Annotated in this window: 23 protein-coding genes and 3 pseudogenes; 20 read left to right on the forward strand and 6 right to left on the reverse strand. The window is 57.4% G+C overall.

Going from position 1 to position 25028, the window contains the following annotated elements; all coding sequences use genetic code 11:
• Positions 1 to 148 precede the first annotated feature (148 nt).
• Positions 149 to 1612, forward strand: a complete 1464-nt coding sequence (locus tag AC13RC_RS20465; RefSeq protein WP_488558281.1) for a SidA/IucD/PvdA family monooxygenase — start codon at positions 149 to 151, stop codon at positions 1610 to 1612.
• Positions 1609 to 2634 carry a questin oxidase family protein gene (locus tag AC13RC_RS20470; RefSeq protein ID WP_113352268.1) on the forward strand — a complete coding sequence of 342 codons (1026 nt, stop codon included), beginning with the start codon at positions 1609 to 1611 and terminating at the stop codon, positions 2632 to 2634. The genes AC13RC_RS20465 and AC13RC_RS20470 overlap by 4 nt, the downstream gene beginning before the upstream one ends.
• Before the next feature lie 18 nt (positions 2635 to 2652).
• Here the strand turns inward: AC13RC_RS20470 and AC13RC_RS20475 are convergent, their stop codons facing one another.
• Entirely contained in the window at positions 2653 to 2982 is a 330-nt protein-coding gene (locus tag AC13RC_RS20475) for a hypothetical protein (RefSeq protein ID WP_488558282.1), read from the reverse strand.
• A 242-nt stretch (positions 2983 to 3224) separates the two neighbouring features.
• Between AC13RC_RS20475 and AC13RC_RS20480 the strand changes: the two genes are divergently transcribed.
• The 8 genes and pseudogenes from AC13RC_RS20480 to AC13RC_RS20515 all read left to right on the forward strand — a co-directional run bounded on the left by AC13RC_RS20480 (position 3225) and on the right by AC13RC_RS20515 (position 10912).
• Positions 3225 to 3512 (forward strand): hypothetical protein, encoded by a 288-nt coding sequence (locus AC13RC_RS20480; protein WP_488558283.1) that lies wholly within the window; start codon positions 3225 to 3227, stop codon positions 3510 to 3512.
• On the forward strand, positions 3505 to 3921 hold the full coding sequence (locus AC13RC_RS20485) for a gamma-glutamylcyclotransferase family protein (RefSeq protein WP_488558284.1): 417 nt from the start codon (positions 3505 to 3507) through the stop codon (positions 3919 to 3921). The genes AC13RC_RS20480 and AC13RC_RS20485 overlap by 8 nt, the downstream gene beginning before the upstream one ends.
• 458 nt (positions 3922 to 4379) lie before the next feature.
• A complete protein-coding gene (locus AC13RC_RS20490) occupies positions 4380 to 5123 on the forward strand; it encodes a FadR/GntR family transcriptional regulator (RefSeq protein WP_113352265.1) in 744 nt (247 codons plus the stop codon).
• 168 nt (positions 5124 to 5291) lie between these two features.
• A complete protein-coding gene (locus tag AC13RC_RS20495) occupies positions 5292 to 6359 on the forward strand; it encodes a sn-glycerol-3-phosphate ABC transporter ATP-binding protein UgpC (RefSeq protein WP_113396168.1) in 1068 nt (355 codons plus the stop codon).
• A gap of 152 nt (positions 6360 to 6511) precedes the next feature.
• Entirely contained in the window at positions 6512 to 7825 is a 1314-nt protein-coding gene (locus AC13RC_RS20500) for an ABC transporter substrate-binding protein (protein WP_112722171.1), read from the forward strand.
• Between the two features lie 66 nt (positions 7826 to 7891).
• The gene (locus tag AC13RC_RS20505) at positions 7892 to 8827 is read left to right on the forward strand and encodes a carbohydrate ABC transporter permease (protein WP_488558285.1); all 936 of its coding nucleotides are present in this window, start codon (positions 7892 to 7894) and stop codon (positions 8825 to 8827) included.
• A gap of 15 nt (positions 8828 to 8842) precedes the next feature.
• Positions 8843 to 9742, forward strand: coding sequence for a carbohydrate ABC transporter permease (locus tag AC13RC_RS20510; protein WP_488558286.1), 900 nt, complete (start codon positions 8843 to 8845; stop codon positions 9740 to 9742).
• A gap of 321 nt (positions 9743 to 10063) precedes the next feature.
• Positions 10064 to 10912: pseudogene (locus AC13RC_RS20515) on the forward strand (ATP-binding cassette domain-containing protein).
• A gap of 279 nt (positions 10913 to 11191) precedes the next feature.
• On the opposite strand, the gene AC13RC_RS20520 reads toward AC13RC_RS20515, so the two are convergent.
• Entirely contained in the window at positions 11192 to 11941 is a 750-nt protein-coding gene (locus AC13RC_RS20520; protein ID WP_488558287.1) for a FadR/GntR family transcriptional regulator, read from the reverse strand.
• A 358-nt stretch (positions 11942 to 12299) separates the two neighbouring features.
• On the opposite strand from AC13RC_RS20520, the gene AC13RC_RS20525 reads away from it, so the two are divergent.
• Positions 12300 to 13451, forward strand: a complete 1152-nt coding sequence (locus tag AC13RC_RS20525; protein WP_113390721.1) for a mandelate racemase/muconate lactonizing enzyme family protein — start codon at positions 12300 to 12302, stop codon at positions 13449 to 13451.
• Positions 13452 to 13475: 24 nt separating this feature from the next.
• Positions 13476 to 14780: an MFS transporter gene (locus AC13RC_RS20530; protein WP_488558288.1), complete on the forward strand. Its 1305-nt coding sequence runs from the start codon at positions 13476 to 13478 to the stop codon at positions 14778 to 14780.
• A 154-nt stretch (positions 14781 to 14934) separates the two neighbouring features.
• On the opposite strand, the gene AC13RC_RS20535 is transcribed toward AC13RC_RS20530, so the two are convergent.
• Positions 14935 to 15903: an SDR family oxidoreductase gene (locus tag AC13RC_RS20535; protein ID WP_488558289.1), complete on the reverse strand. Its 969-nt coding sequence runs from the start codon at positions 15901 to 15903 to the stop codon at positions 14935 to 14937.
• A 242-nt stretch (positions 15904 to 16145) separates the two neighbouring features.
• Between AC13RC_RS20535 and AC13RC_RS20540 the strand changes: the two genes are divergently transcribed.
• A complete protein-coding gene (locus tag AC13RC_RS20540) occupies positions 16146 to 17108 on the forward strand; it encodes an NmrA family NAD(P)-binding protein (protein WP_162749463.1) in 963 nt (320 codons plus the stop codon).
• 235 nt (positions 17109 to 17343) lie between these two features.
• Positions 17344 to 17472, forward strand: a pseudogene (locus AC13RC_RS20545) (BBE domain-containing protein); the annotation flags it as partial.
• A 129-nt stretch (positions 17473 to 17601) separates the two neighbouring features.
• Here AC13RC_RS20545 and AC13RC_RS20550 read toward each other — a convergent pair.
• Positions 17602 to 18009, reverse strand: a complete 408-nt coding sequence (locus AC13RC_RS20550; RefSeq protein ID WP_113390717.1) for a GFA family protein — start codon at positions 18007 to 18009, stop codon at positions 17602 to 17604.
• 340 nt (positions 18010 to 18349) lie between these two features.
• Positions 18350 to 18961: a dihydrofolate reductase family protein gene (locus tag AC13RC_RS20555; RefSeq protein ID WP_113390716.1), complete on the reverse strand. Its 612-nt coding sequence runs from the start codon at positions 18959 to 18961 to the stop codon at positions 18350 to 18352.
• 198 nt (positions 18962 to 19159) lie between these two features.
• Between AC13RC_RS20555 and AC13RC_RS20560 the strand changes: the two genes are divergently transcribed.
• The 5 genes from AC13RC_RS20560 (at position 19160) to AC13RC_RS20580 (ending at position 22535) form a co-directional block, all read left to right on the forward strand.
• A complete protein-coding gene (locus AC13RC_RS20560; protein ID WP_368518412.1) occupies positions 19160 to 19639 on the forward strand; it encodes a winged helix-turn-helix transcriptional regulator in 480 nt (159 codons plus the stop codon).
• A 137-nt stretch (positions 19640 to 19776) separates the two neighbouring features.
• Positions 19777 to 20697, forward strand: a complete 921-nt coding sequence (locus AC13RC_RS20565) for an alpha/beta hydrolase (RefSeq protein ID WP_488558290.1) — start codon at positions 19777 to 19779, stop codon at positions 20695 to 20697.
• Between the two features lie 17 nt (positions 20698 to 20714).
• On the forward strand, positions 20715 to 21242 hold the full coding sequence (locus tag AC13RC_RS20570) for a dihydrofolate reductase family protein (RefSeq protein WP_488558291.1): 528 nt from the start codon (positions 20715 to 20717) through the stop codon (positions 21240 to 21242).
• Between the two features lie 57 nt (positions 21243 to 21299).
• Entirely contained in the window at positions 21300 to 21605 is a 306-nt protein-coding gene (locus tag AC13RC_RS20575) for a hypothetical protein (RefSeq protein ID WP_162748810.1), read from the forward strand.
• 15 nt (positions 21606 to 21620) lie between these two features.
• Positions 21621 to 22535, forward strand: coding sequence for a sigma-70 family RNA polymerase sigma factor (locus AC13RC_RS20580; RefSeq protein WP_488558292.1), 915 nt, complete (start codon positions 21621 to 21623; stop codon positions 22533 to 22535).
• A 1114-nt stretch (positions 22536 to 23649) separates the two neighbouring features.
• Here AC13RC_RS20580 and AC13RC_RS20585 read toward each other — a convergent pair.
• Entirely contained in the window at positions 23650 to 23877 is a 228-nt protein-coding gene (locus AC13RC_RS20585; RefSeq protein WP_113352317.1) for a hypothetical protein, read from the reverse strand.
• Between the two features lie 107 nt (positions 23878 to 23984).
• Between AC13RC_RS20585 and AC13RC_RS20590 the strand changes: the two are divergent.
• A pseudogene (locus tag AC13RC_RS20590) lies at positions 23985 to 24596 on the forward strand (DUF4143 domain-containing protein); the annotation flags it as partial.
• Positions 24597 to 25028: the final 432 nt, after the last annotated feature.

The following is a 25028-nucleotide window of genomic DNA, read 5'->3' on the forward strand; positions in this document are numbered from 1 at the left end:
TAACAAAATTGAACAATATCGCTCATTTTTTGCTTGATGATTGTGCAATATGCCTCGTTTTTGCGCATCGGCCGGCTTGCTTAAGAGACTGCGGTCATGCCGGACTTGGCGCGAGGCCGTGTCAAAGAAAAAAATGTCAGGATCGAACATGAATGGGGGTCTCAGCATATCGCGACTTGAAACGCTAGAAAAACGGCTCGTCGCCGAGATGGAGGCCACGGAAGCGCTCGGGCGGGTCTGGGCTCCAGCACCGGAGCCAGGACCTGCTTGTATCTCGCGCTATAATGTCGTGATCTGTGGGGCCGGCATGTCGGGGCTCGCTATCGCCTTTGGCCTGAAACGGCGTGGGGTTGCGGGCGTTCAGGTGATCGACAAGGCCGGGAAGGGGCGGGAAGGGCCTTGGATCGGCTGCGCGCGCATGAAGACGCTGCGCTCGCCGAAATATCTCGCGGGGCCGGATTTTGGCCTGCCGTCGCTGACGCCGCGCGCCTGGTACGAAGCCGTCCATGGCACAGACGCCTATGAAAGCCTCGACAAGATGTCACGGCAAGACTGGATGGCCTATCTCGGCTGGTATCGTGCGGTGACGGAGCCTGATGTGGCCAACGGCACGAGCCTTGCCGGTATCTCGCAAGTCGGCGGCTGGTTGCGGCTTGCGCTCGAAGCGGACGGTGAAACGCAACAGATCGAATGCCATCGGCTTGTGCTGGCGACCGGTATTGATGGCGGCGGCGCGCCCATGATCCCCGATTTCGTTCGTACCTTGCCCAAGTCGTACTGGACCCATAGTGCCGAGATCGCAGACGACAGCCATCTCAAGGATCGAGATGTCGCCATTCTGGGTTCGGCGACCTCCAGCTTCGACTGGGCGGTGACGGCTTTGGAAAAGGGTGCGAAAAGCGTGGCGATGATCGGCCGCTCGCGCAATTTCGGCCGGACGGAAGTGTTGGCCTGGACCAATTTTCCGGGCTTCCTCGGTCATTTCGGCGATCTGTCGGATCTGCAAAAATGGCGCTATATGCGGCTATACAATGGCTTCAAGATCCCGCCGACACAGGATCAGTTCGACCGTGTCGTGTCCGATCCGCGCTTCACGATGGCGCTGGGCCACAAGGTGCAGTCCGTGACATTGGATGCCGCGCGGGTTGTGATCGAAAGCGACAGCGGCATGTTCAGCGCCGATCATCTCCTGCTTGGAACCGGTTATACGATCGATTTCAACCAGCGCGCGGAATTGAAGAGCATTGCGCCGCATGTTGCTTTCTGGTCCGATCGTTTCACGCCGCCGGATGGCGAGGCATCGGCCGAGATCGCGGCCCATCCCTATCTCGGGCGCGGCTTCGAACTCACGCCGAAGAATGCGGCGACCCATGGCTGGCTGTCGCACATCCATTTGTTTAATTGTTCAGCCATTGCTAGCCTAGGCCCGATCAGTAACGGTGTGACTGGCATGAAATACGGTCTGCCGCGCATCGTCGATGCGGTTGTGGGTGGTCTCTTTCACGAGGCGGCCGACGATTTTCTCCGTGACCTTGCGGCCTATCGGGAGCATCATTTCGATCCGCGCGGCTATGATGGAGACCTTGAAGGCATGAAGGAAGTGTCATCATGACAATCATACCTACGTTTCCGCTCGACAGGGTTCTGGAAAGGGCTCGGCGTGACAGCGTGGAATTTCCCTATCTGCTCGCCAATCACGTTCCAATGGTCCTCGTGGCGCTCGATCGCATGGGCGCGACCCCTGAGCGTCTCGACGAATGGTACGAGATTTATCGCGTGGCAAACCAGCTCGTTCCCGCGCCGCCAACCGTGGCCCCGATCGAGCGTGAGCATTGGGACGTGGCGCTCGGTGACCGGACGCGGGAATCAGATTATCGCGCCTATTTCGTCGCGGAAGTCGAACGGCTCGGGACCGATGCCGCGATCCGCCATTATTTGCCTCGGCTTATCCAGGGTGTGGCCGGCAGTGCGCTGCACCCGCTGATGCGGCTGGCTTACGCGGTGCTCAACAGCGACCCAGCGGAAGTGGGAACGGCGCTCGGATACTGGGCAACCTGTTATCTGCCCTTGCCCGATCCGACTGGGATAAAACCGGACACGGACGATCCGGCAGCGATTCTCGCTGCTATGAATGATGTTGCCGGCGCACACGACTATGTGCCTGAAACCGATCTTCTCTGGCACAATATACGCGAAGTCGCCGCCTTGCCGGACTTTCCGCCGGTGATCGATCGCTTGCGCATTGATGAAGCGACACCGAAACGCATGGCGGAGACGGCCCTGGCCCTATTCGCCGCGACCATGGATTTCTCGGCGCTCCACGCCGTTACCGGCTTGCATTGGGCTCGGTTGGTCGCGCCGCATCTGGATGCTCCGCTGCCGCTCTACCGTGCCTTTTGGCAGGTGATTGCCACACTCGTTCCGAAGATCGGCTTCCCGGTGCTTCCGACCGCCGAAGCCCTTCAGGTGATGCGTGAGATGCAGGTGCCGGACTGGCCGGAGATAAGGGCCGCCGCGGTGGCCTCTAACGACGAACACGACGTTAGCCTGGTCTTTTCGGCGTTGCAGGAACACCTGGCCTGGGGTGATCCTCTTTATCGAGTCGTGGCGGCGCGCCGCGTCCGGCTGATCTAGAGGTTGGCGTGCTGAGTTTCAGCTCAATTTGAGCCACTTTTTCATTTCGCGTTGTACCAACTGAGTGCAATTATGGTGTTGATCGAAAACATTTTCTTGCGGTGTGGGCGGATCCGTCCAGAAAAAAAAGTGAATTAAATTCGTGCGATAATCAACAGACGGAGTATTAGTCGCTGTCAAAACGGACCGTGCAGGTCTTTGACGCCGAGGCCGGGCATAGTGGAAACCATCAAAGGGCTCGGCGTAATGGACCACGCCGCTGCGTTCCTCTTCGAACACCTGCCAGATCGTTCGATCTCTCTGCTCGGGGTAGCGGTGTGCCTCAGCATAGGCAAGGCTACGACGCATCGGCAACCCCTCTTCGCTTCCAGCATATGGAACGGCTTGATAAGCCGACGAGCCCGTCGAAGTTTTGCCGGACGATGAGCTAGATGATCGAACAAAAGCGATATGAGAGCGCTCTACTTCATCACTGTGTAAGGCCGGATGGAATCATGGGTCAGCTCTCGCAGTATACAAGAAACCTTCCGGAAACTACCAAGAGCTAAAAAGCGTTCTCTTGCTGTGAACCTTATCAGCAGGAGACAACAATGGCGGATAACAGCACCACGACAATCAGCGCCACATTCCAAATACGTCAGGCAACAAATCTTGTCGTCGAACATCTAGTTCAGGAGCACGCAATTTCGAGACCGGACGTTTTCGTTCAATCGGCAAGCGACCGCAACACCGCAGGTTCGGCGCCCTCGGGAGGAGATACCCGGTATGGCGAGGGAGCTCGCGGTGACGCACCGTTTGCGGGCGGGATCGAGATCTCGGCGGATATCGTGCCAAACCCGCGTTACCTTCGCCGAGAGACTTTAAAGCGTCATGGTTGAGATCGTCCGGGTGTTCGCCTTCGGAACCTTGAAGAAGGGTTTTGTGCTACATCAGCGAGGCTTGGCAGGCGCGCATTATTGTTGCCGCGCTCAGACGAAAAAGGCTTATCCAATGGTGATCGCGGGTCAGTGGTTTGCGCCCATGATGTTTGATGAACCTGGAACCGGATCGATCGTCAGCGGCGAACTCTACGAACTGAGTGTGGAAATGCTAAGCAAACTTGATAGGCACGAGTCCGTCGGCCAGCCTGGCCACTTTCGCAAACGGATCGAACTTGAAACCGCTAGCGGCAATCTTGCTGACGCTTTTGCCTATTTCAAGGCTCGCAGGTTGGCGGTGCCGATATATACTGGCTATCTCTCCACCTATGACGACGATCGCTTCGTTCCAACAGAGCGACGAAGCTGAGTGAGACACGATTGTTTCGAGTTGGACTTTGGAAGGAGGGCGCAAGCTGCTTCAATGCAGGTAATGCCGATCCGCTCATATAGTCGATGGACGGATCACCTGGGTCCGCGGGCAAAGATTGGCTTGAGGACAGGAAGGTTCGAAGTGAGCGATTAAGCCTGCACTGAAAACATTGCCAAATGCAATGCGCCTCCCGTTCCGCGCGGGCTTTATCTTCGCCGTCCTGAAACAATCAAGAGGTTTGCCTCAACGGGTGCTTGTGATCAAACTTGTAATCCAATTGAGAAAGGCAGGCGGCGGTCGAGCCGCCCGCTGGTTAGGCCATGCCAAGCGGCGGTATCGTGGAACCAACAGTTAGACTCCGTGTCGGCGGTGGCAAACGAATTTGTCTTGACTGATTTCCTCAACGATCTTTAATTAACTGATCTACTGGACCAACCAGTGGACCGGGGGGAGCGATGGACGAAAGTCCGATCTTGACCGAGGGGCCGAATATCGCGCGGAGTCTCGCCCGCCGAACGGCGCGTGATGTCATCGCCGAGAAGCTGATGGTCCTGATCGCCACCAATATGTTGCGACCGGGCGACGAGCTACCGGGCGAGCGCGAATTGGCCAACGTTCTCCATGTCAGCCGCGAAACGGTGCGTGGCGCGATTCAGGCGCTCGCCGCGCAGGGCATCATCGAGGTTTCACATGGCAGCCGCAGTCGTGTCTGCGAGGTCGATCTCAGCCACATTACCGTGACGATTGCCTCTTCCAATGCAATTGACGGCTACGATCTGGACTCCGTCCATGCCGCGCGTCTTCATATCGAGCTCAAGGTTGTCGGCGATGCCGCCGAGCGCATCGATGACGTCACTCTGGCAAAGCTGCAGGCTCTGCTGGAGGCTCAGCGCCTCGGGGGTAACGATGCGATGCGTTTCCTGATATGCGACCGCGAATTCCACGTGGCGATCTATCGGGCCTGCGGAAACCCGCTGCTGGCCGCCTTCGTCACCGATTTATACACTTACATGATGAATTACCGCCGCCACGTCATGGCCAAGCCGGGCGCCATCGAGGCAAGCTACCTCGATCATCTGGCCATCTTCGAGGCGCTCGCCCGCCATGATCGCGACGCCGTCGTTGCGGCCTTCGAGCATCATCTGACACGTATTTACGATACGACCAAGGTTCAACTGGCGAGCGGCAATCCGGTCTGATCCGACCAGCATGAGGGGATTTGACTGACATGAATGTGAGGGAGACAAAGATGCCGGTCGGCAGCGGGGAATAGGACGTCGAAATTGGATTAATGCGTTCCGGCGGTGGTGTCTCGGAGGAGGGATGACCGCAGGTCAGGAAAGTGAAAGGTTCTGGGAGGGACTTTTATGGCAGGTGTCGAGTTTGTCGATGTCAGGAAATCATTCGGGGCGTTCCCCGTTATCAAGGGCGTGAACATCGAGATAGCGGACGGTGAATTCGTGATCCTGGTCGGACCGTCCGGGTGCGGAAAATCCACGCTCCTGAGAATGCTTGCCGGGCTCGAGAATATTTCCGCCGGCGAGATCCGTATCGGCAACCGCGTCGTCAATGGAGTGGCACCGGGCGACCGCGACATAGCGATGGTCTTTCAGAATTATGCGCTTTATCCACATATGTCGGTGGCCCAGAACATGGCTTTCTCGCTGATGCTCAAACGCGCGCCGAAAGCGGACATGGATCAGCGTGTCAAGAAAGCGGCGGAAATCCTGGGTCTGACCAAACTTCTAGACCGCTATCCCCGCCAGCTTTCCGGCGGCCAGCGCCAGCGTGTCGCCATGGGCCGTGCGATCGTGCGCGATCCCCAGGTTTTCCTCTTCGACGAACCGCTTTCCAATCTTGATGCTAAGCTCCGGGTCGCCATGCGCGCAGAAATCAAGGAGCTTCACCAACGTCTTGGCACCACGACCGTTTACGTCACGCATGATCAGATCGAGGCCATGACGATGGCCGACAAGATCGTCGTCATGCATGATGGCGTCGTCGAGCAAGTAGGTAAGCCGCTGGATCTCTACGACACGCCTGCCAATCTTTTCGTCGCGGGCTTCATCGGTTCGCCGGCGATGAACATGATCAAAGGCCGCCTCGATCCGGAGAGCGATGGCCGGTTCATCGCGTCGGATGGAACCGTCCTGCCCATTGCAAATCCGCCCGCCGGCGCAAAGGGTCGGGATCTCGTCTATGGGTTGCGTCCAGAATACATCATGCTCGATGCCGATGGGCTGCCCGCGGAAATCATCGTGATCGAACCGACAGGCTATGAGACGCAGATGACGGTTCGCTTCGGCGGCAGCGATGTCAATTGCATCTTCCGGGAGAGGATTAGTGCCAAACCCGGAGATACGCTGCGCATTTCCATCGATGTGCCGCATGTCCATCTCTTCGACGCAGAAAACGGTCAGAGATTGACGATTTGATGTCGCTTCGGTGGGGAGCCGGAAGAAGAGGAGTCTTCCTGCTCACCTATCGATGCGGAAGCATTCGACCGGTTCGAATGCGATAGTCGTCGTCCACCAAACGGGAAGGTGGGCGCCGGGGGATTTGCTCCCGTTCTCAAAGGAGGAGTATCATGCCATTCAAGAGACGTGACTTTCTTGCCGCATCGGCGGCAGCGGCCGGGATCGCCGGCCTCGCGCCGCTCGGAATACGCCCATCTTTCGCTCAAGCCGAACCCAGCTACACGCCCGAAAAGGGCGCGAGCCTCCGGCTGCTTCGCTGGACCCCCTTCGTCAAGGGAGACGAGGATGCCTGGCTTGCAAATACCAAGAAATTCACCGAGACGACGGGCGTTGAGGTTCGTATCGACAAGGAAAGCTGGGAAGATATCCGACCGAAGGCCGCCGTCGCCGCCAATGTCGGTTCCGGTCCCGACATGGTCATGTGCTGGTTCGACGATGCTCATCAGTATCCTGACAAACTCGTCGACCTGACGGAACTCGGCAACTACCTCGGCAACAAATATGGCGGCTGGTATGACGGCGTGCGCGGTTATGCAACCCGCGGCGACAAGTTCATCGCCATGCCGCTGACAGCGATCGGCAATGCCGTCGTTTATCGCGACAGCCATGTAAAGGCGGCCGGCTTCAGCGAATTCCCCAAGGACACCGCCGGGTTCCTTGAACTTTGCAAGGCGATGAAGGCCAAAGGCACGCCCGCCGGCTTTCCGCATGGCAAGGCGGTCGGCGACGGCAACAACTACGCCCATTGGCTACTTTGGAGCCATGGCGGCAAGATGGTGGACGAAAGCGGCAAGGTGACCATCAACAGCCCTGAAACGCTGGCGGCAATCCATTATGCGAAGGATCTTTATGCGACCTTCATCCCCGGCACGGAAAGCTGGCAGGACATCAACAACAACCGCGCCTTCCTTGCCGGGCAAGTATCGCTGATCGCAAACGGCGTATCGGTCTATTACGCAGCCAAAAAAGATCCGAAGCTCGCCGAAATCGCGGCCGATATCAGAACCACGAACTTCCCGATCGGTCCGGTCGGCAAGAGTGTCGAGCTGCACCAGACGAGCTCGCTGGTTCTCTTCAGCCATACCAAATATCCCGAAGCAGCCAAGGCCTATATCAAGTTCATGATGGAAGGCGACCAGATGAACGCCTGGATCCAAGGATCGAGCGCCTATTGCTGCCAACCCTTGAAGGCCTTTGCCAACAATCCCGTCTGGACCGCCGATCCCGTCCATGCACCCTATGCACGCGCATCGGAAACGCTGCGCCCGAACGGCTATGCTGGTCCGCTGGGCTATGCTTCGGCGGGCGTGATGGCCGATTACGTGCTCGTCGATATGTTCGCGGCCGCGGTGACCGGCCAGATGACGCCGGAGGATGCGATGAAAGAGGCTGAGCGCCGCGCAAACCGCTACTACAAGGTTTGATCGCCCGCGAAGACCTGCAGCATGCCGGCGACGGCATGCTGCGACTGTCCATCAGGAGATAATGCCATGTCGACCGTGACATCCAGCGATACGACGCGCGGCCCGATCAGATCGCTCATGCAGAACAACAATATGCTCGGCTTCCTCTTCATGTTGCCGGCGGCCATCTTTCTGGTTTGTTTTCTCACCTATCCGCTGGGACTTGGAGTCTGGCTCGGCTTCACGGACACGCGGATCGGGCGCAGCGGCAGCTTTATCGGATTGGAGAATTATCAATTCCTGGCCAATGATTCCGTATTTTGGTTGTCGGTCTTCAATACGCTGCTCTACACCTTCATCGCCTCGATCCTGAAATTCGTGCTCGGCCTTTGGTTGGCACTGCTTCTCAATCAGCACCTGCCATTCAAATCCTTCTTCCGGGCGATCGTGCTTCTGCCCTGGGTGGTGCCGACGGTGCTTTCGGGATTGGCATTCTGGTGGATCTACGACTCCCAGTTTTCGATTATCTCATGGTCGCTGATGAAGATCGGCGTGATCCATGGCCAGATCAATTTCCTCGGCGATCCGACCAATGCGCGGATCTCAGTCATCATCGCCAATGTCTGGCGCGGCATTCCCTTCGTGGCGATCTCGCTGCTTGCCGGCCTGCAGACAATCCCTGCTTCGCTGCAGGAGGCGGCATCGCTTGATGGCGCCACAAGCTGGCAGCGTTTCCGTTATGTAACGCTACCGATGTTGACCCCCATCATCGCCGTCGTGATGACCTTCTCCGTGCTGTTCACATTCACGGATTTCCAGTTGATCTATGTGCTGACCAAGGGCGGGCCGGTCAACGCGACGCATCTGATGGCGACACTGTCTTTTCAGCGTGGCATTCCGGGCGGGCAGCTCGGCGAGGGCGCGGCAATCGCGGTGGCCATGATCCCGTTCCTACTCGCCGCCATCATGTTCAGCTTTTTCGGTCTGCAGCGCCGCAAATGGCAGCAGGGTGGACAAGACTGAGACCGGGAGGACGCCATGACCATCAAAACCGAGACGGCCAATCCCGTTCTGACCGATGACACCCAAGGGATGGGCTATCTGAACCGCCTGCCTCGCCGTATCGTCATGCTCTACCTGCCGATGGCGGTCTTCGTCTTCGTGCTTCTATTTCCCTTCTACTGGATGGCCATAACGGCTATCAAGCCAAACGCACAGCTGACCGACTATAATAACTATAGCCCCTTTTGGGTCGTGGGGCCGACGCTCGATCACATCAAGTACCTATTCTTTGAAACCTCCTATCCGGGCTGGCTTTGGAACACGATATTGGTGGCGGTGGGATCGACGGCGCTGTCGTTGCTGGCATCGATTTTTGGCGCCTACGCGATCGAACGCGTGCGTTTTACCGGCTCTCGTTCGATCGGGTTGCTGATTTTTCTAGCCTACCTCGTTCCGCCTTCGATCCTGTTCATTCCCCTGGCGTTCATCGTCTTCAAGCTTGGAATTTACGATTCCAGACTTGCGCTCATCTTCACCTATCCCACCTTCCTCATTCCCTTCTGCACATGGCTGCTGATGGGCTACTTCAGGTCGATACCCTTCGAGCTGGAAGAAAGCGCGCTGGTCGATGGCGCCAGCCGCTGGCAGATCCTTGTCAAAATTATCCTTCCGCTGGCGGTGCCTGGGCTGATTTCGGCTGGCATCTTCGCGTTTACGCTTTCCTGGAACGAATTCATCTACGCGCTTACCTTCATTCAATCGTCGGAAAACAAAACAATTCCGGTTGGTGTACTGACGGAATTGGTTCGCGGCGATGTCTTTGAGTGGGGTTCGCTCATGGCCGGCGCTTTATTTGGTTCATTGCCGGTCGTTATCCTCTACTCTTTCTTCGTCGATTACTACGTCTCGTCGATGACCGGTGCTGTGAAAGAATGATGGACGCTCCGACAGCGGATCGGTGGTACGCGGTCTGCTGCCTGCGCTTTTCGGCATTTAGTAGATTATCGATCAAGGGGTGATGTCACGTTGTCGAACGATCACTGAGCATCCGGGACGAGGCTGAGTTCAGGTGATGGCGCCAGTAACGCTTTCCAATGCGCCATTGCGCGGATGGCGATGGATGTGAGTGGCGAGAGCGGAGCGTCTGTGACGTGGAGTGACGAAGAGATTCGGGAGGACCGCGGTGCCGACAGGTGCGCCCGGCGATGGTGACCAAAGGGCACGGTGCGGCCGAGGGCAGTATCGCTTGTCTGGTCCATGGTGGAGGCGTGCAATGAGAAGCGCGAGAAAGCGCTGGAAGTCGATCAGCTGAGTCGTGTCTTCGACGTTTCCACTGCCTGGCTCAACCGGATGATCGATCGCAAGCCAAAGTGCTATCTACACGTCGTGCAGGATGTCGCTCTCGTCATCGAGAGAGGCAAATCCTGGCGCTTGGGGGTGAATCCGACTGCGGCAAGTTCATCGTGGCGCGACTTGTCATCGGGCTCCATGGCCCCAGTGAAGGCGTCATCGTGTTCGGGCCGTCCTCAGACGGCCGCCCGATGGAGGCGCAGATGATCTTAGGATCCGCATGCCAGCCTCAATCCGCGCTGGCGGGTCGGCGACATCATTACCGAGCCAATCCGCGAGTTTGGCTTGCGTGAAGGACATGACGCGATCGATGAGCGCGTAGCGGAACTGCTGCGCACCGTCGGTCTTTTGCCCGATGATGCCAAGCGCTTTCGCACAAGTTTTCCGGTGGGCAGCGACAGCCATATCGATCGCTCGCGCGCTGGCAAGCGAGCCGGAATTTCTCGTTTGCGACGAACCAACATCGGCGCTCGACGTTTCTGTTCAGGCGCAGGTCCTCAATCTTATGCATGAACTGCAAGACGAGCTTGGGCTCACCTATCTCTTCATAAGCCACAATCTTGCCGTCGTCCGTCCCATGGCTGACCGGATCGTCGTCATGTATCTTAGCCACCAAGCCCCCTTGAGCCCCCGGAAGGATGTGCCTTTCATCCCCGCTGTCCGAAAGCGACTGAGATCTGTTAGTCGGTCACCCCTGACGTACGCCTGCGTCGGGGCGGCGGCGCGATTGCCTGTCATCTGGCGTCAAAAGACTAGATAACGATTGTAGAGTTCTACGACGCGCGAAGGAATGCACGGTTCGCAATGGAAATTACTCGCTTCGCCGAATGCAAGAAGCAGATGGAATATTGCCGACAAGCAGAAGACCTTTTGTGCACTTGGAGATAAGATTGCACACAAGCGCGGATTCTCGACGCAGATCGGCTAAGCGACGGGACGAACCCGCATATCGTCACGAGTGCTCGAACTTTATAAATCCCATCTATAACGTATTCTAAGCGGGTGGGAGCATCCGAAGATCTTATCACCTGGCAGTCAGATCGGATTGGGCTGGTCTCCCGCGGGTGGCTCTGGTGCAGTAATCGACCGATGATCGAGACGGTCCGCGCCCTCGGCGCCGCGAGCTATCATCGCCATGGCGATATGACGGGCCTCGTCCGCGAAGCCTCCCATGATGGCATTGGCGAGCGCCAGATGAATGATCGGGTTCGGATCATAAACGAGATCGCGATCGTGCAAACTCAGATCCGCCGTGAACAGGGTACGAAGCATGATCTCCAGCGATCTGCCTATGCCGAGTAACAAACTATTGTGGCTTGCTCGCAGGACCGCGAGGTGAAAGGCGATGTCTTGCTCAATTGCCGCGACCGTCGGAAGATCTTGCATGGCCATTGCAAGCGCTTGAAGGTGTTGCTTCTCTTCGGCCGTCGCATTTCGAGCAGCCATGGATGCGGCGCCGGGCTCGATAAGTTCCCGCAATTGCGCGACCTCACGTCGAAACATGGCGTGCGATTTGCGATCTTTAAGTTTCCAACGGATGATGTCGGCATCCAGCCCGTTCCATTCTTCCTTCATGGCGACGCGGGACCCGTAGCGGCGCGCGGTCCTGATCAATCCTTTGCCTGCCAAGACTTTGACGGCTTCCCGCAAGGCGTTTCTTCCGACACCGAAGCGAGAGGCGAGTTCAGATTCCAGCGGCAACTGCTCTCCAGGTTGCCAATCACCTTCCACGATGGATCTGCCGAACCTTTCGACGGTGTCCATAATCACGCCCTTCGGAAGCATGGTCTTCTCCTGCTTGCAAACATTCTAGATCCTATCTATAACGCATTTAACGCTTGGGGAGGGCAAGCAGTCATCGGCAAATGTCGCAGATGTTGGTTTGATAGATCAAGTCAGGTCTAACCCGCAATCCAGGGAGGAGCCGATCCTGTGCGAACATTTATAGGAAATCTGTCGCAGCGATGCTGGGCCGGATAACAAACCTCACATCAGAGGCTGGATCCAGAGCACCAGCGCATTTGGCGTCCTTTGACTGCTTCGCTTGCGTTGAAGGGCGACGTTGTCAGCGCGGCCTACCTTCCTGGGCGTCACGGTTTGACGAAACTCACATTAGTTCATTCTCCCAACGGACGAATATCCCATGAAAATTGAAAGAATAGAGTGCTTCACACCACGGGTTGGTCATCGCAATCAGCTGCTGGTCAAGGTGACGACTTCAGATGGAATTCATGGTTGGGGCGAGTCCGGTTTAACGGGCAGGGAACATGCCGTCATCGGGGCGATCCGTCATTACGAACAGTTCCTGATCGGCCGCGATGTTCGGCGGGCCGGGGCTCTGTGGCAGGAAATGTACCGCAGCCAATATTTCGAAGGTGGTCGTGTACTGACGGCGGCAATTGGCGCGCTGGACATCGCCTTCCACGATATTCGCGCAAAGGCGCTCGGCGTGCCCGTTTACGACCTTCTCGGGGGCAAGCATCGCGAGCGCGTCCCAGCGTTTGCGACCGCGCCGGCCAATCCCGGTCCCGAGATGATCGAGCAGGCGATAATCCTGAAGGATGCGGGCTGGAACTCCATCCGCTTCGTTCCGTGGGGCCAACACTCCTTTGATCTTTTCGAGCCGCGAGAGTCGATCGCGCGCACCGCTCCCTGGATGATTAAGGCGAGAGAGGAGGTGGGCGCGGAAGTCGTTCTGGGGATCGACTACCATCACCGGCTCAGCGTCGCCGAAGCCGCCTCGTTCTGCCAGAAGATGCCTTCCGGAACCCTCGATTACATCGAAGAGCCGATCCGTGACGAGACGCCGGAGGCCTATGAGGCGCTTCGAAAAATGACCGATGTACCCTTCGCGATCGGCGAGGAGTTTTCCTCGAAGTGGCAATTCTTGCCCTATATCGAGCGCGATATTCATCAGTTCAATCGGTTGGATATTTGCAATGTGGGCGGTTTTACCGAAGCCATGAAGGTCGCCGGCTGGAGCGAGGCGCATTACGTCGACCTGATGCCACACAATCCGCTGGGACCTGTCTGCACGGCGGCGACCGTGCATTTGGCAGCGGCGGTGCCCAACTTCGCTTGGCTGGAGTGTCGGGCGTCACCGGTCGAACAGCTTGGTTTTGATTCGCGTGAACTCTTTCCGTCACAGGCCGAGTTGAATGGCAGTTCCTATGACGTACCGCAGTTTCCGGGTCTGGGGATCGAGGTGAACGAAGACGCGCTGAACAAGCTCGACTTTCAATATTTCGAGCCGCCCCACCTGCGCCGTGGCGATGGAAGTTTCACCAATTGGTGATTGGAGGACCGGGAGGAATAGACTATGGCAATTTCAACATACTATGCGTCGGCGAGCCGGACGCGATATGTCATTACCGCACTCTTATTTATAACCGGTGTGATCAATTACCTCGATCGCACCAATCTGTCGATCACGGCACCGTCTTTGTCGGCGGAACTGAAAATCGACCCGGTGACCATGGGATGGTTGTTTTCGGCATTTGGATGGACCTACACGGCCATGCAAATCCCTGGCGGGTGGCTCGCTGATCGTGTCCATCCGCGAATCGTCTATCCCCTAACAATCCTCGTTTGGTCGGTGGCGACTTTCAGTCTCGGTTTCGTCGCCGGGATCGTCAGCCTCTTTATCCTTCGACTTGCCGTAGGCGTTTTCGAGGCGCCGAGCTATATCGTCAACAACAGGATCGTCACAACCTGGTTTCCCGAGCGAGAACGGGCCACCACAATCGGCATCTATATCTCCGCGCAATATGTGGGTCTCGGCTTTCTTACGCCGGTTCTCGTCTGGATTGAAGCCGCCTACGGCTGGCGTTCAGTGTTTGTCCTGACGGGTATCCTCGGTTTGATCGCTGCCATTTTGTGGGCGACGATCTATCGCGATCCAAGCAAGTTCAAAGGGACAAACGACGCGGAACTCGATCTTATCCGGGAAGGCGGTGGCGTTCCCGAGCTGAGTTCACGCTTGGTGAGGGAACAGGCAGGCCGCAAATCCTTTACCTGGTCCGATCTTGTGGTCGTGCTCAGCAAGAAGAAGCTGTGGGGACTCTATATCGGTCAGTTCAGCTACTTGGCTTCTGCTAACTTTTTCCTTACCTGGTTCCCGACGTATCTGGTTCAATACCGACATCTCGATTTCATCAAAGCCGGATTCTATGCCTCCGTGCCGTTTCTCGCCGGTTTTGGGGGCGTGCTCGTCTCCGGCTTCATCTCGGACGCGCTTCTTCGTGCCGGCTATAGTCTGAGCGCCTCACGCAAAATCCCGGTCCTTACGGGTATCGCTCTCTCCGTCCTGATCGTGGGTGCGCAATTCGTTGAGAGCCCCGGACTCATCATCATGTTTTTGGCCATCGCATTCTTCGGAACGGGAATGGCCTCGATTACCTGGTCCTACGTATCAGCATTGGCGCCGGAACGATTGATTGGCTTGACAGGTGGCGTCTTCAACCTGTTCGGAGGCCTCTCGAGCATCGTGATACCAATCGCAATTGGTTATCTCGTCAATGGTGGGAGCTTCGCGCCTGCGCTCGCTCTATGCTCCGGCCTGGCGGTAGTGGCGGCTTGCTGTTACATTTTTCTCGTCGGGCGAATGGAGCGGGTAGAAGAGTAGATATTCGTCGCAAGACCATCCATCTGGCAACTGTTGACAGAATTCGATTTGGGGAGCCGGTTGGCTTTAAACTAATCCAACTGACAGCACACGTGTATTCAATTCCTCGACCATCTGGCTCACGAGAAGCCTCGTGGCGCCACTTGCGCCGTTTTCACTGCATCCCGCCCCTCGGCGCGAGGCGAGATTGGTGCGCTCGATCTGCCTCCTTAGGCCGCCACCCGCCCAATTTGTCCGCGTGTTTCTGTGTAAAATCCGCAAACCATGTCGGTTGGACGCCAAACGTCTGATGCGTGGCCATCAGCACCTTAGCGACGGGGTGCCTCAGCCGCTCCTCGGTTTGTTCGTCGAGCGCGTCGACGAAGTCTTCGGGCAGCCCCCTGTCAAGCAAATCCCGACGTCGCTCTTCAGGGGTAATGCTGACATATTTTACCGGCTTCCCGATTGACGCGGAAATGCGCGCTGCAATTTCGTCCATCTTCAGGGCTTCAGGACCGGTCATGTCGAGACTTTCCCCCTCGTGACCACCGTCTCGAAGCAGACGGTATGCGATCTTGGCAATATCCTCGGCGTCTATTGGCGAAAGCGATATGTTCCCGAAGGGAAGGCGGAGCGTACCCGTTGCCATGATGTCGGGCGCCTCGCGTAGATAGACCTGCATGAATTGGCTGGGGCGCAAATGAGTCCATGCGAGGCCCGACCCTTCCAAGTAATCCTCGATCTCTTCATGCATCCGCGTGAAGCGAAACTTGGTTGGGTCGAACCCCGGCTCACCGCCGGAGAACTTCACGACGTGTCGCACGCCGGCTGCTTTGCATGCGTCAATGAAGTTGCATTGCGTTTCCCTCATATCAGGCGCTGCCCCCGAGATCATGAGCACGCGCTCGATGTCCTCGAGCGCGGTGCCGAGGGTGCCGGGCTGACGCATGTCACCCACGACGAGGTCCACACCCGGGAGCTCGCTGAGCCCTGCCGCATCGGCCCTTGCAAGATTCCGGACGAGTGCCCGTACCGGCGTCCCCATTCGAACAAATTCCCGAACCGCAAGCTGCCCGCTCATTCCCGTTGCGCCTGTTACCAGTACCATCGATATTCCTTTCTGCCTTTGGGTCTGGCGGGTCATGTTTTGACCTCGCCGGTTACTCTGTAGAGACGATCCGAAGATCGCAAAGGATTCATGCCAACTTCGTTTTCCCCGCCAGGCCGAAAAGCGGTGCCAGCCTACCGAGACGCGGGATTAGGCTACCGTTTCTGCCGTGCCGTGCTCAGACATAGGACTGCTCCGAAAAAATCGCGCCAAGGGAGAATCCTTTTGCGATGCTCGATCGTCACTGGGCCATGGATCCACTACAAAGGAACGGGCCAATGACGGATAGAAGGATATTTGCTGTAACGGCGGCATCAGGTCATGTCGGGGGGTACGCCGCGCGCGCCCTGCTCGAGCAAGGACACGTCGTTCGCGCGATGGGTCGCCACATGGGTCGATTGCAGGGCCTCGTGGACTCAGGAGCAGAACCCTGGATAGGCGACCTGCACGATGCATCCTATGTGGAAAAAGCCGTTACAGGCGTCGACGGAGCGCTGCTGATCGTGCCGCCCCATCCCGCTGCCGTTGATTTCCAAGCTTACCAGAACGAGATTGCGGCGGTCTTTGCCGCCGCGGCGCCCCGAAGCGGGTTGAAGCAGGCAGTGTTCATTAGCGTGCTTGGAGCCAGTGACGACCGCGCTGGCGGGCTCATCGCAGGCCACGCCGATATCGAGCGCCATTTGAATGGTGTGCCCGGTCTGAACGTCGTCCATCTACGGCCGAGCGGTTTCATGGAATTTTTCTATTATTTGCTCAAGCCGCTTCGGGAAGAAGGTGTGCTCCGATCGCCAATCGGCCCCCATGCCAATCTCGAGCTGGTGGCGGCTCGTGATGTCGGTCGCAGCGCGGCCGCCATCCTGGTGGAGGGCCATATTCGCAACGTCGGCTTCTTTGATCTGCCCGCAATCCGCTCAGTAACGCTGAGTGAAGTAGCGCGGCTCATAGGCCAGGGGCTTGGTCGTCCTGTAACTGTCGAGCAGTATACTCATGAAGAGGACATTCGCGATCTCATGGCCGCAGGAACCGGCAAAACCTTCGCAACGATGCTCAACGAGACCTGGGCGATGATGAACGCGATGGGCGAAATGCCTCCGCTCGACGTCCGCCCGGTAACGGCGGCAACTTACAGTATCGAAGACTTCGTCAAAAACGATTTGGTGCCGGCGATTCTGTCGTCTCGACCGATTTCGGATTTCTCAACCGCAACGAGGCCTCGACCAGCCGAACTTGAGGCTGCCTGACCGAGAAATCCGCCAAGGTGCACCTTATTAGGCTGGATTATCCGTGCAGATCTGCGCTCGGATAATCCAGCTACGGCGGTGATTTGCGAGATCGTAAAGGCGACGGCCGAGTTGTCTGTTGAGCCCTTGGTTTGCAATGCGGACGACCTTCGCGCTAATAGAGGCGACGAGCGGCCCGCCGGCATTCTACGTGTCAGAGACAGACTATTTTCATCAGCACTGACAGGAAGCATTCTGGCGGGACAACGACCCGCGCCTCCTCGCTGTCAAGAGGAGCTATTATCCATCGGGCTTTTTCAAGGTTCATCATGGCGTGAGTAGCTGTGGACTCGCGACACCTTCTTGTGCTGGACGCGCAGCCTGAGTGCATAAGGCGCAAAGTGACTGCGTTTCCTCATCCGCAGTGGTTCAGCTTAACGTCCGATCGGCTAGCCTCAGTACACGTTCGCCGCGCTCCACGCTGTTGCTGACCCACCTCCGGTGTGAGAACTGGTCAAAGATGCCGTACCTCCTGCGGCCGATCTCCCCATTTATCATGAAGGCCATCGTAGAAAGTGATGGGTGCCGCCATAAGTTCATCAATGTCGACGGCTTCGAGGCAGGCGATATTGATATTGAGATACTCATGGCCTGACATGTTGGGCATTCCTATGCGCTGGAACGGGCGTATCCCGCACCGTTTGCAGAACGGATGCTCCGCTGCCGGATTAGGCCCTCGGAATACGGTCATCGTTGCGGGCGAAGAGATTAAACGAAGATCAGAGGGTAATGCGTCGACCGACCAGAATCTGCTTTTCGCGCATATAGAGCAATTGCATTTGTGCGTTCCAGCCGAGATATCGGCCATCACCTCAAATTGCACGTCATGGCAATGGCATCTGCCCGTGTATAGGCGTTTCATTGATATTGTCCTCGTGGTGACCTAGCATTCCATAAAGTTTCGATAGTCATGAGCGCTTCAATCGAAAAGGCGCCCTTCTGCCGTTGTGGGCAGATTGTCATGCATTGCGGTCGAGCGTCTGCTCGGAATATCACCGGCTTCGTTCGGCAAGCTCTGCGAATGTGCCGTGCACTGTGGTCTATCATGTTCGGCGTCCTCCGGAGATCACGGGCACTCGTTCGGTTGCTGGCGAGCGGCGGCGGCGTGCCACTCACCCCAGGAAGACGATCCGAACCTCGCAAAAGATTCACGTCATGCCGATTTTTTGTAAGAAGCCCCGAAGAGGCGATCGAAAGGAGGTTCAATTTTCTGAGGAGTCCGGCTGAGAAGAAGTTGGCACATAGCGGTTGGCAACGATGCCGCACGCGTATGCTTTCGATCCTGCCAACCTCAAATCGCGAAAGCCTGAGCTCTGGAAGATATTTGGCCCGCTACCGAGAGCCGCCGGGTTGATGAAGAATTGGTACTCATCAACCAAACCATGGGCGATGAGCGCGGACGCAAATCCGTGACCACCGAACACGGCTATATTGCCCTCACCGGCACGCTTTAATGCGCCAACTTCGCTCGGTAGATCGCCGTGGGCCACTGTCGTTCTCTCCCAACGCGAATGGTCAAGTTTGCTGCTCAAAACCACCTTTGTTAGGTCCGTGATCTTCTTTGCAAACGCGTAAAACGGATCTCGGGGATAGCGTTCGGCAGCTTTCGCCCAGTGGTTGATATAGCCCTCTTCGGCCATCTTGCGGCTTAGGAGAATCGTACCGACAGCTTGGAAGAAGGTGTTAAAATCCTTCTTCAAATCTGCATCCCATGGGCAATCGCTCACCCAATCCCAGATTTGCCAAGCCTGTTGGCCATCGCCGCCGACGAATCCGTCGACTGACATCTGCATTTGAAGAACGAGCTTTCTCATTGCGTGCCTCCTGATGCCGTCCAGGTTCACGGGGGGAGCGCCGCCCTTTCGCCGACCTCACCACTCGAACCGTTCTTTTCGCGCCGGCGCTCACCGCCACTCTCTTCGCGCGTTCCGGCCGCGTGCCTGCGCTCGTTCACACGACCTCATTTGGTTCGTGTGCTCAGGCAGTCTCCTGCAGGCGGTGACGCCTTGCTGGTGGATACATTGACACCGCACTCTTATGATTGCAATAGTAAAGCGATTTACAAATGGAATCATTCAATGTCCACGAAAGAACGGTCTGGATGCCCGATCAACCTGTCCCTTGAGCTGTTTGGCGATCGCTGGACGCTCCTGATCGTGCGTGACATTGCATTCGGCGGCAAAAAGCACTTCAGGCAGCTTCTTCAATCAGACGAAGGGATTTCGTCCCGCACGCTCTCCGAGCGCCTGCAGATGCTAGAGGACGAGGGAATCGTCACGCGCCATGACGATCCGGCGCACAAGCTCAAAGTGGTCTACCGCCTCACCGAAGCGGGCATGGATCTGCTGCCAGTCCTGATCGAACTTGGCGCCTGGGGTGGCAAGCATCGCCATGCCGACGACGACCTCGCGCGGTTCGCGAGACAGTTGAAAGCCGGAGGAAGTGAGCTCATCGAACGCAAGAAGGAAGAGTTGCGGGGCAGACAGGCTTGACCCTGTCCTCGTTGCGTCACCAGGGACGCACCTGCCGCGAAAAAACCACGCCGAGCGAATCCTTTCGGTCGTCTCGCACGTCTCTTCTGCGCAAGGTGTCTGTCCGCTGGGACGGACCCATTTGGAGATAGAGATTGATGGCAAGCGAGCAGAGTCTGGCGAACAAGGCATATTGGGAAGCGGCGGCCGCGCAAGGCCCGCTCGCGCCGGAGGCAGTCATCGATGGCGTCGATATCCGCTGGACGCCGCTCTCCGGAGAGCCCGGCGGTGTCGACTACCTAGAAGTCGATGCCGGCGGTATCCGGGCTATGTGGGTTCGGCCTAAGGGCGCCGCCGATGATCGCGTCATCTTCTATGCGCACGGCGGAGGCTTTGTCTCGGGCTCGATCTATACCCACCGCAAGATGGTGGGACACTTGGCGAAGGCAGCGGGTTGCCGAGCTCTCTTGTTCGAATACCCTTACGCACATGCTCAGAAACATCCTGCCCAGTTAAACGCCACGGTTGCGGCGTATCGCTGGCTCTTGGCCGAAGGCATCGCTCCCATGCACATTGCCGCTGCAGGCGATTCCGCTGGCGCAATCCTGACGTTCGGCTTGCTGCAGCAAGCCCGGAACAATCGCACGCCGCTACCTGCGGCGGTGATGATCTTGTCCGGATGGCTCGACCTGGCTCTCTCCGCGCCTAGTTTCGAGACCAATCGCGAGAAAGACGCCTTCTTCACCAGAGATGTGGTGGAGTGGCTGGCGTCGAACTTTCTCGGAGACGGCGATCCCCGTGATCCTCTTGCAAGTCCACTCTACGCCGAGCTCAAGGGATTTCCGCCGATCTTCCTCCAGGCCGGAGGCGACGAGGCGTTGGTCGACGAAAGCCGCATGTTCGCCGAAAGGGCAGGGCAGGCAGGTGTCGAAGTCCGACTCGATGTGTTTCCCGACATGCTGCACAGCTTCCAGATGATGGCCGGCCGGGCTCCGGAAGCCGACGACGCCATCCAGCGCCTTGCCGACTGGGTCCAAGCGAAACTGGGCATCGATCCCATGGCAGGTGAAGGCGCCTGACGATGAGAAAACTGATCGTGGAAAGCTTCGTGGCCCTCGACGGCGTAGTCGATTCACCGATGAAATGGGCATCACGATTCTTTGACGAAGAATCGAAGCACCATGCATATCGCCAATTGGCCGACGCCGACTATTTCCTGCTGGGCCGCGTTGCGTATCAGGTATTTTCGGCAAGCTGGCCTTCGATCCAGGGCGACAAATATTTCGACCGCATCAACGGCCTGAAGAAGCTCGTCGCATCCAGGACGCTGCACGAGGTGACGTGGAACGCATCGTTGATCAAAGGCGATGTCGCCGAGACGTTGCACAAGCTCAAGGAGGAGGGCGGAGGGGCGATCGTGAAATACGGCGTCACCCAACTCGACCGTACACTTCTCGAAAGCAGGCTGGTCGACGAATACAAGCTTTGGCTGCTGCCGACGCGCGGAGGCTCGGGCAAACGCGCCTTTGACGATATAGACATGGCGGCGCAGCCCGATTTGGAGCTCACCGATGTTCGTCGGTTCGCGAATGGCGGCGTAATTCTCTCATACGTGCCCCATTAATCGTCACGTGGATTTTGCAAATGAGATGGCAACGCAGCGCCAGAAGGAGAATGCGCGATGAAACAAGTACTAGTGACCTATACGACCAAACCTGAATGGGCCGAGGAGAACGCGCGTCTGGTCAGCGACGTCTTTTCCGAACTTCATGAACGTGCGCCCGGGGGACTTGCTTACCTGGTCCTTCGCCGCGACGATGGAACCTTCCTGCACCTCTTCCGCCAAGAAAACGGAGCGCCGGCCCTTTCCGAACTCGAAGCGTTCCGCACCTTTCAGAAGAATGTCAGCGAGCGGTGTCGCGATCGGCCCGTGGCCACGGGCGTCGCCGTCGTCGGCTCGTATGGCGATGTCTCGAACGTGGATTGAGGTCTGGACCTGCCGATGACGCAACGGATTTCCGGCAATAATGACGAACGCAGTGGCATGGCGAGGGCGATCGAGGCTCTACGCCCAAAGCTTCACCGATATTGCGCGCGTATGGTCGGCTCCGCCATCGATGGCGAGGACGTCGTCCAGGATGTACTTCTCAAAACACTGGAGAGCCCCCCAGGCAGTCAGGTTCGTAGTGTCGAAAACTGGCTGTTTCGCGTCGCGCACAACGTCTCCATCGATTTTCTCCGCCGTCGCCAACGTGAGATGGCCATGCACTCCGAGGAAGAATTGGACATGATTGCCGACCGCTCTTCGTCGGCGGCTGATCGCATGGTGGCGGCCGCTGCCTTGAAGTCCTTTATGTATCTGCCGGTAGCTCAACGGGCATGTACTATCTTGATGGATGTACTCGGCTATTCTCAGCAGGAGATCGTAGATATTACAGGCATGACCATTCCCGCGGTCAAGGCCGCGTTGCATCGGGGAAGGGCCCGGATACGGGAGCTGGCTGATGCCCCTGATGAGGATGTGTCCCCACAACTGAGCCATGTCGAGTTGAGCCGTCTCGCCAAATATGTCGACCACTTCAATGGTCGCAATTTCGATGTGCTGCGTGAAATGCTAGCGGAGGACGTTCGGCTTGATTTCGTTGCCAAGACGAGATTGGATGGCCGTCGTCAGGTCTCTCGGTATTTCCATAACTATAGCGAGCTCCACGATTGGCATTTTGTGCCAGGACTCGTTGACGGACGGCCTGGGCTGCTGGTGTTCGATCTGAACAACGCCATTCCAAAGCCAGCCTATTTTATTTTGCTCGAATGGGTCGGAGATCAGATCAGTTTCATCCGCGATTTCAGGAGCGTCCGATATGTGGCGGAATCAGCCGAGATGATTCCCTTCGGTGCGCCGGGTGGTTCCTCTTGATCGCAGCGGATCAGCGACCCGTAGAAGCGCGAAACGACCCCAAAGTAGCGATTGTCAGGTATCGGTTGCCCCCAACGCCCTCCAGGATCAGATCGTAGGAACCACATTGCTCGGCGACTTCGAGGCCTACCGCAATCTCGTTCGCGCTAAGGCTGCGTAGGAATTCCGCGCTCGTGGCCGCCGTGACGAGACCACGGCTTTTCGGACCGATCGCCTTCTTCTGCAGTGCTACCGCCGCGGAGAGTTGAGGCCGCTTCAGAGCTTACGTCGTCGGAATTCTGGCGAGCCTCGCGGGCACGGCGACACGCTCTGCCAACCACCATCCATACCAGGCCACCATGCGATCACCTGGTCGGAAACCGGATCCTTCCGGGGCCGTCTGTACCACGTCGGACAAATCCCACCCGGGTCGATCGCCACCGGTACCTTCATAGACGGACGAGCAATCTTCGTTGCGGTGCTCAAAGACTTCGCGAGGAGAATTGCCGACTAGCGGGAAATATGCACGCGCGCTGCTCGCCGCTGAGGCCGTACGATGCGCGACCAGGGGCGTTCCCGAAGGCCGCGCCTGGCGGCAAGCTTTTCCCCGGTCTTCACCATCGTGCCGAAAGAATTGCGTGGTCCGGGGTGATAGGCCAATTCCTGCCTTCTCCATTGGCGTGACATTTGCGGCTTTGGTGTGAAAAAGCTCTCTGGCCCCAGGAGCGGTCTGGGAAAGCACCGTGGTTTGATAGGCTTGCAACAACGAGCGCGAATTGAGGTGGTCGGCAAAATGCATCGCCTTTCGTTTGGCTTGCGCAAACCGGCTCCGAGCCTTGCGTCTCGTGTCGGAACCTCAGGCCACGGTAAGGGCTTAACCGCTTTGGATTTCGGAGGTCGAACATGACTCCCGCACGATATTGCGCCATGCGCGACGTCGCTTGGACTTGGTCTGTAATCGACGTCAATACCGGCCAAGTTGTAGCTTACAGTAACGTTGTTCTTGCTGGGCTCAGCGAAGGTGTTGCCGAGGATATGGCGCAGCTACTCAACTTGGAATATACGGACAACGACGCTGATACCCTCGCATCTCCAAGGCCTCGTAAGATATAGGGCAGGCAGGCGCGCACCCAGGTTAGCCTTTCAGATTGGTTGCGGCCGTCATCCCCATTTCGAAGAGTTTTTCTTGATCGTGGACGCCCTGCTGATAAAGTTTGATTATGAAGGCTGCAATGTCCTCAGCCTTTCCGTCTTCGCGGCTGATTGCCAGTTCGGTGAGAATGGCATCAAATGCGCGTTGACAGGTGCCGAGCGCATCTGGATCCAGAGACACGTCTCTGGTGCGAGAGTATCTGTTGACCACCGTGCGCCATCTCCTGAACATACGCTTCAGAAATTGCTAGGAAGCTAGAGCTTTCTCGACCCGATCGCAAGCTGTTCATACGACGCTGGCCTCTGGCGGAGCATTAGGGACGGCTGGTCAACTACTCGCAGTTCAGCTCCAGCATCAATGTCTGCCATAAGACGGGACAGCGCTATGTGGCACTGTTGGAGCAGGTCTACCTCGTTTCGACATTGCAGCCTTGGTACACAAACACGCTGAAGCGGATCGCCAAGACGCCGAAGCTGCATTTTCTCGATGCCGGCCTTCTCGCCGCGGCGCGCGGGTTGACGTTCGATCGGACAAAGGCGGACCGCAGCGTATTCGGCGCGCTTCTGGAAAGCTTCGTGTTTGCCGAAATCCTGAAGCTCTCGGATGCGTCCGACTTACGCCTGACGCCATATCATTTTCGCGATCAACAGATGCATGAGGTGGACATCGTCCTGGAACGCGACGATGGCATGATCGTGGGAATCGAGGTTAAGCGGTCAGCGACGGTGAAGTCCAGTGACTTCGCCGGACCGCGGACCTTGGCCGAAGCGTGCAAGGACCGGTTTGCCTACGGTGTGGTGCTATACGACAGCACCGATTTCATGCCCTTCGGTGACAGGTTGGCCGCAACGAGCCGCAGGTTCGAATCTCTTCACGAGCATAAGCCTATCGCCGCACCTCGTGCTGGCCATAGAGCGATTTCAGTTTAGCCCGCTGGGGACTCGACATGTTTTGAGGGAAGTCGCTCCACGCCCAGAACATCGCAATCCTTTCCAGCTGACTCGGGTTAACAAATCCGTATTGAAATAAGCCGACTAGTCCGACAGCAAAACCTTCCCGGCTGTAGTCGGTGTCATCGAACCAGCTTTGTGCCGTAACGACGTCGAATATTCGATTTAGGATTTCAATTTCCCTTTGCGATAGTTTACCCAGCGCGAGACGTTTCAACCTTTCCATGATGGTTCCCGCGGCGAGCCTGTTCGAAGATCGATGCCCGCTCTGGATGAGCCCTCCGCTTGTCCTCGATGGGTGATGGCGGTTCTGTTTGGCGACGCCATCTAACGGACAGTTTGAAGGCGATGGGGCCGATCTCGCTCGATCCGCAGCGCTTTTAGGAGCGCCGCCGTTTCCAGCCGGCCAGC

Source organism: Martinezella sp. CNPSo 3890, from assembly GCF_057784455.1.

Coding starts and splice junctions, on each gene's coding strand:
- AC13RC_RS20475 (WP_488558282.1), bottom strand. CDS start 2,982: ATGCGTCGTAGCCTTGCCTATGCTGAGGCACACCGCTACCCCGAGCAG.
- AC13RC_RS20510 (WP_488558286.1), top strand. CDS start 8,843: ATGACCATCAAAACCGAGACGGCCAATCCCGTTCTGACCGATGACACC.
- AC13RC_RS20525 (WP_113390721.1), top strand. CDS start 12,300: ATGAAAATTGAAAGAATAGAGTGCTTCACACCACGGGTTGGTCATCGC.
- AC13RC_RS20565 (WP_488558290.1), top strand. CDS start 19,777: ATGGCAAGCGAGCAGAGTCTGGCGAACAAGGCATATTGGGAAGCGGCG.
- AC13RC_RS20485 (WP_488558284.1), top strand. CDS start 3,505: ATGGTTGAGATCGTCCGGGTGTTCGCCTTCGGAACCTTGAAGAAGGGT.
- AC13RC_RS20465 (WP_488558281.1), top strand. CDS start 149: ATGAATGGGGGTCTCAGCATATCGCGACTTGAAACGCTAGAAAAACGG.
- AC13RC_RS20535 (WP_488558289.1), bottom strand. CDS start 15,903: ATGACCCGCCAGACCCAAAGGCAGAAAGGAATATCGATGGTACTGGTA.
- AC13RC_RS20500 (WP_112722171.1), top strand. CDS start 6,512: ATGCCATTCAAGAGACGTGACTTTCTTGCCGCATCGGCGGCAGCGGCC.
- AC13RC_RS20505 (WP_488558285.1), top strand. CDS start 7,892: ATGTCGACCGTGACATCCAGCGATACGACGCGCGGCCCGATCAGATCG.
- AC13RC_RS20490 (WP_113352265.1), top strand. CDS start 4,380: ATGGACGAAAGTCCGATCTTGACCGAGGGGCCGAATATCGCGCGGAGT.
- AC13RC_RS20540 (WP_162749463.1), top strand. CDS start 16,146: ATGACGGATAGAAGGATATTTGCTGTAACGGCGGCATCAGGTCATGTC.
- AC13RC_RS20480 (WP_488558283.1), top strand. CDS start 3,225: ATGGCGGATAACAGCACCACGACAATCAGCGCCACATTCCAAATACGT.
- AC13RC_RS20470 (WP_113352268.1), top strand. CDS start 1,609: ATGACAATCATACCTACGTTTCCGCTCGACAGGGTTCTGGAAAGGGCT.
- AC13RC_RS20555 (WP_113390716.1), bottom strand. CDS start 18,961: ATGAGAAAGCTCGTTCTTCAAATGCAGATGTCAGTCGACGGATTCGTC.
- AC13RC_RS20550 (WP_113390717.1), bottom strand. CDS start 18,009: ATGAAACGCCTATACACGGGCAGATGCCATTGCCATGACGTGCAATTT.
- AC13RC_RS20520 (WP_488558287.1), bottom strand. CDS start 11,941: ATGCTTCCGAAGGGCGTGATTATGGACACCGTCGAAAGGTTCGGCAGA.
- AC13RC_RS20575 (WP_162748810.1), top strand. CDS start 21,300: ATGAAACAAGTACTAGTGACCTATACGACCAAACCTGAATGGGCCGAG.
- AC13RC_RS20580 (WP_488558292.1), top strand. CDS start 21,621: ATGACGCAACGGATTTCCGGCAATAATGACGAACGCAGTGGCATGGCG.
- AC13RC_RS20495 (WP_113396168.1), top strand. CDS start 5,292: ATGGCAGGTGTCGAGTTTGTCGATGTCAGGAAATCATTCGGGGCGTTC.
- AC13RC_RS20530 (WP_488558288.1), top strand. CDS start 13,476: ATGGCAATTTCAACATACTATGCGTCGGCGAGCCGGACGCGATATGTC.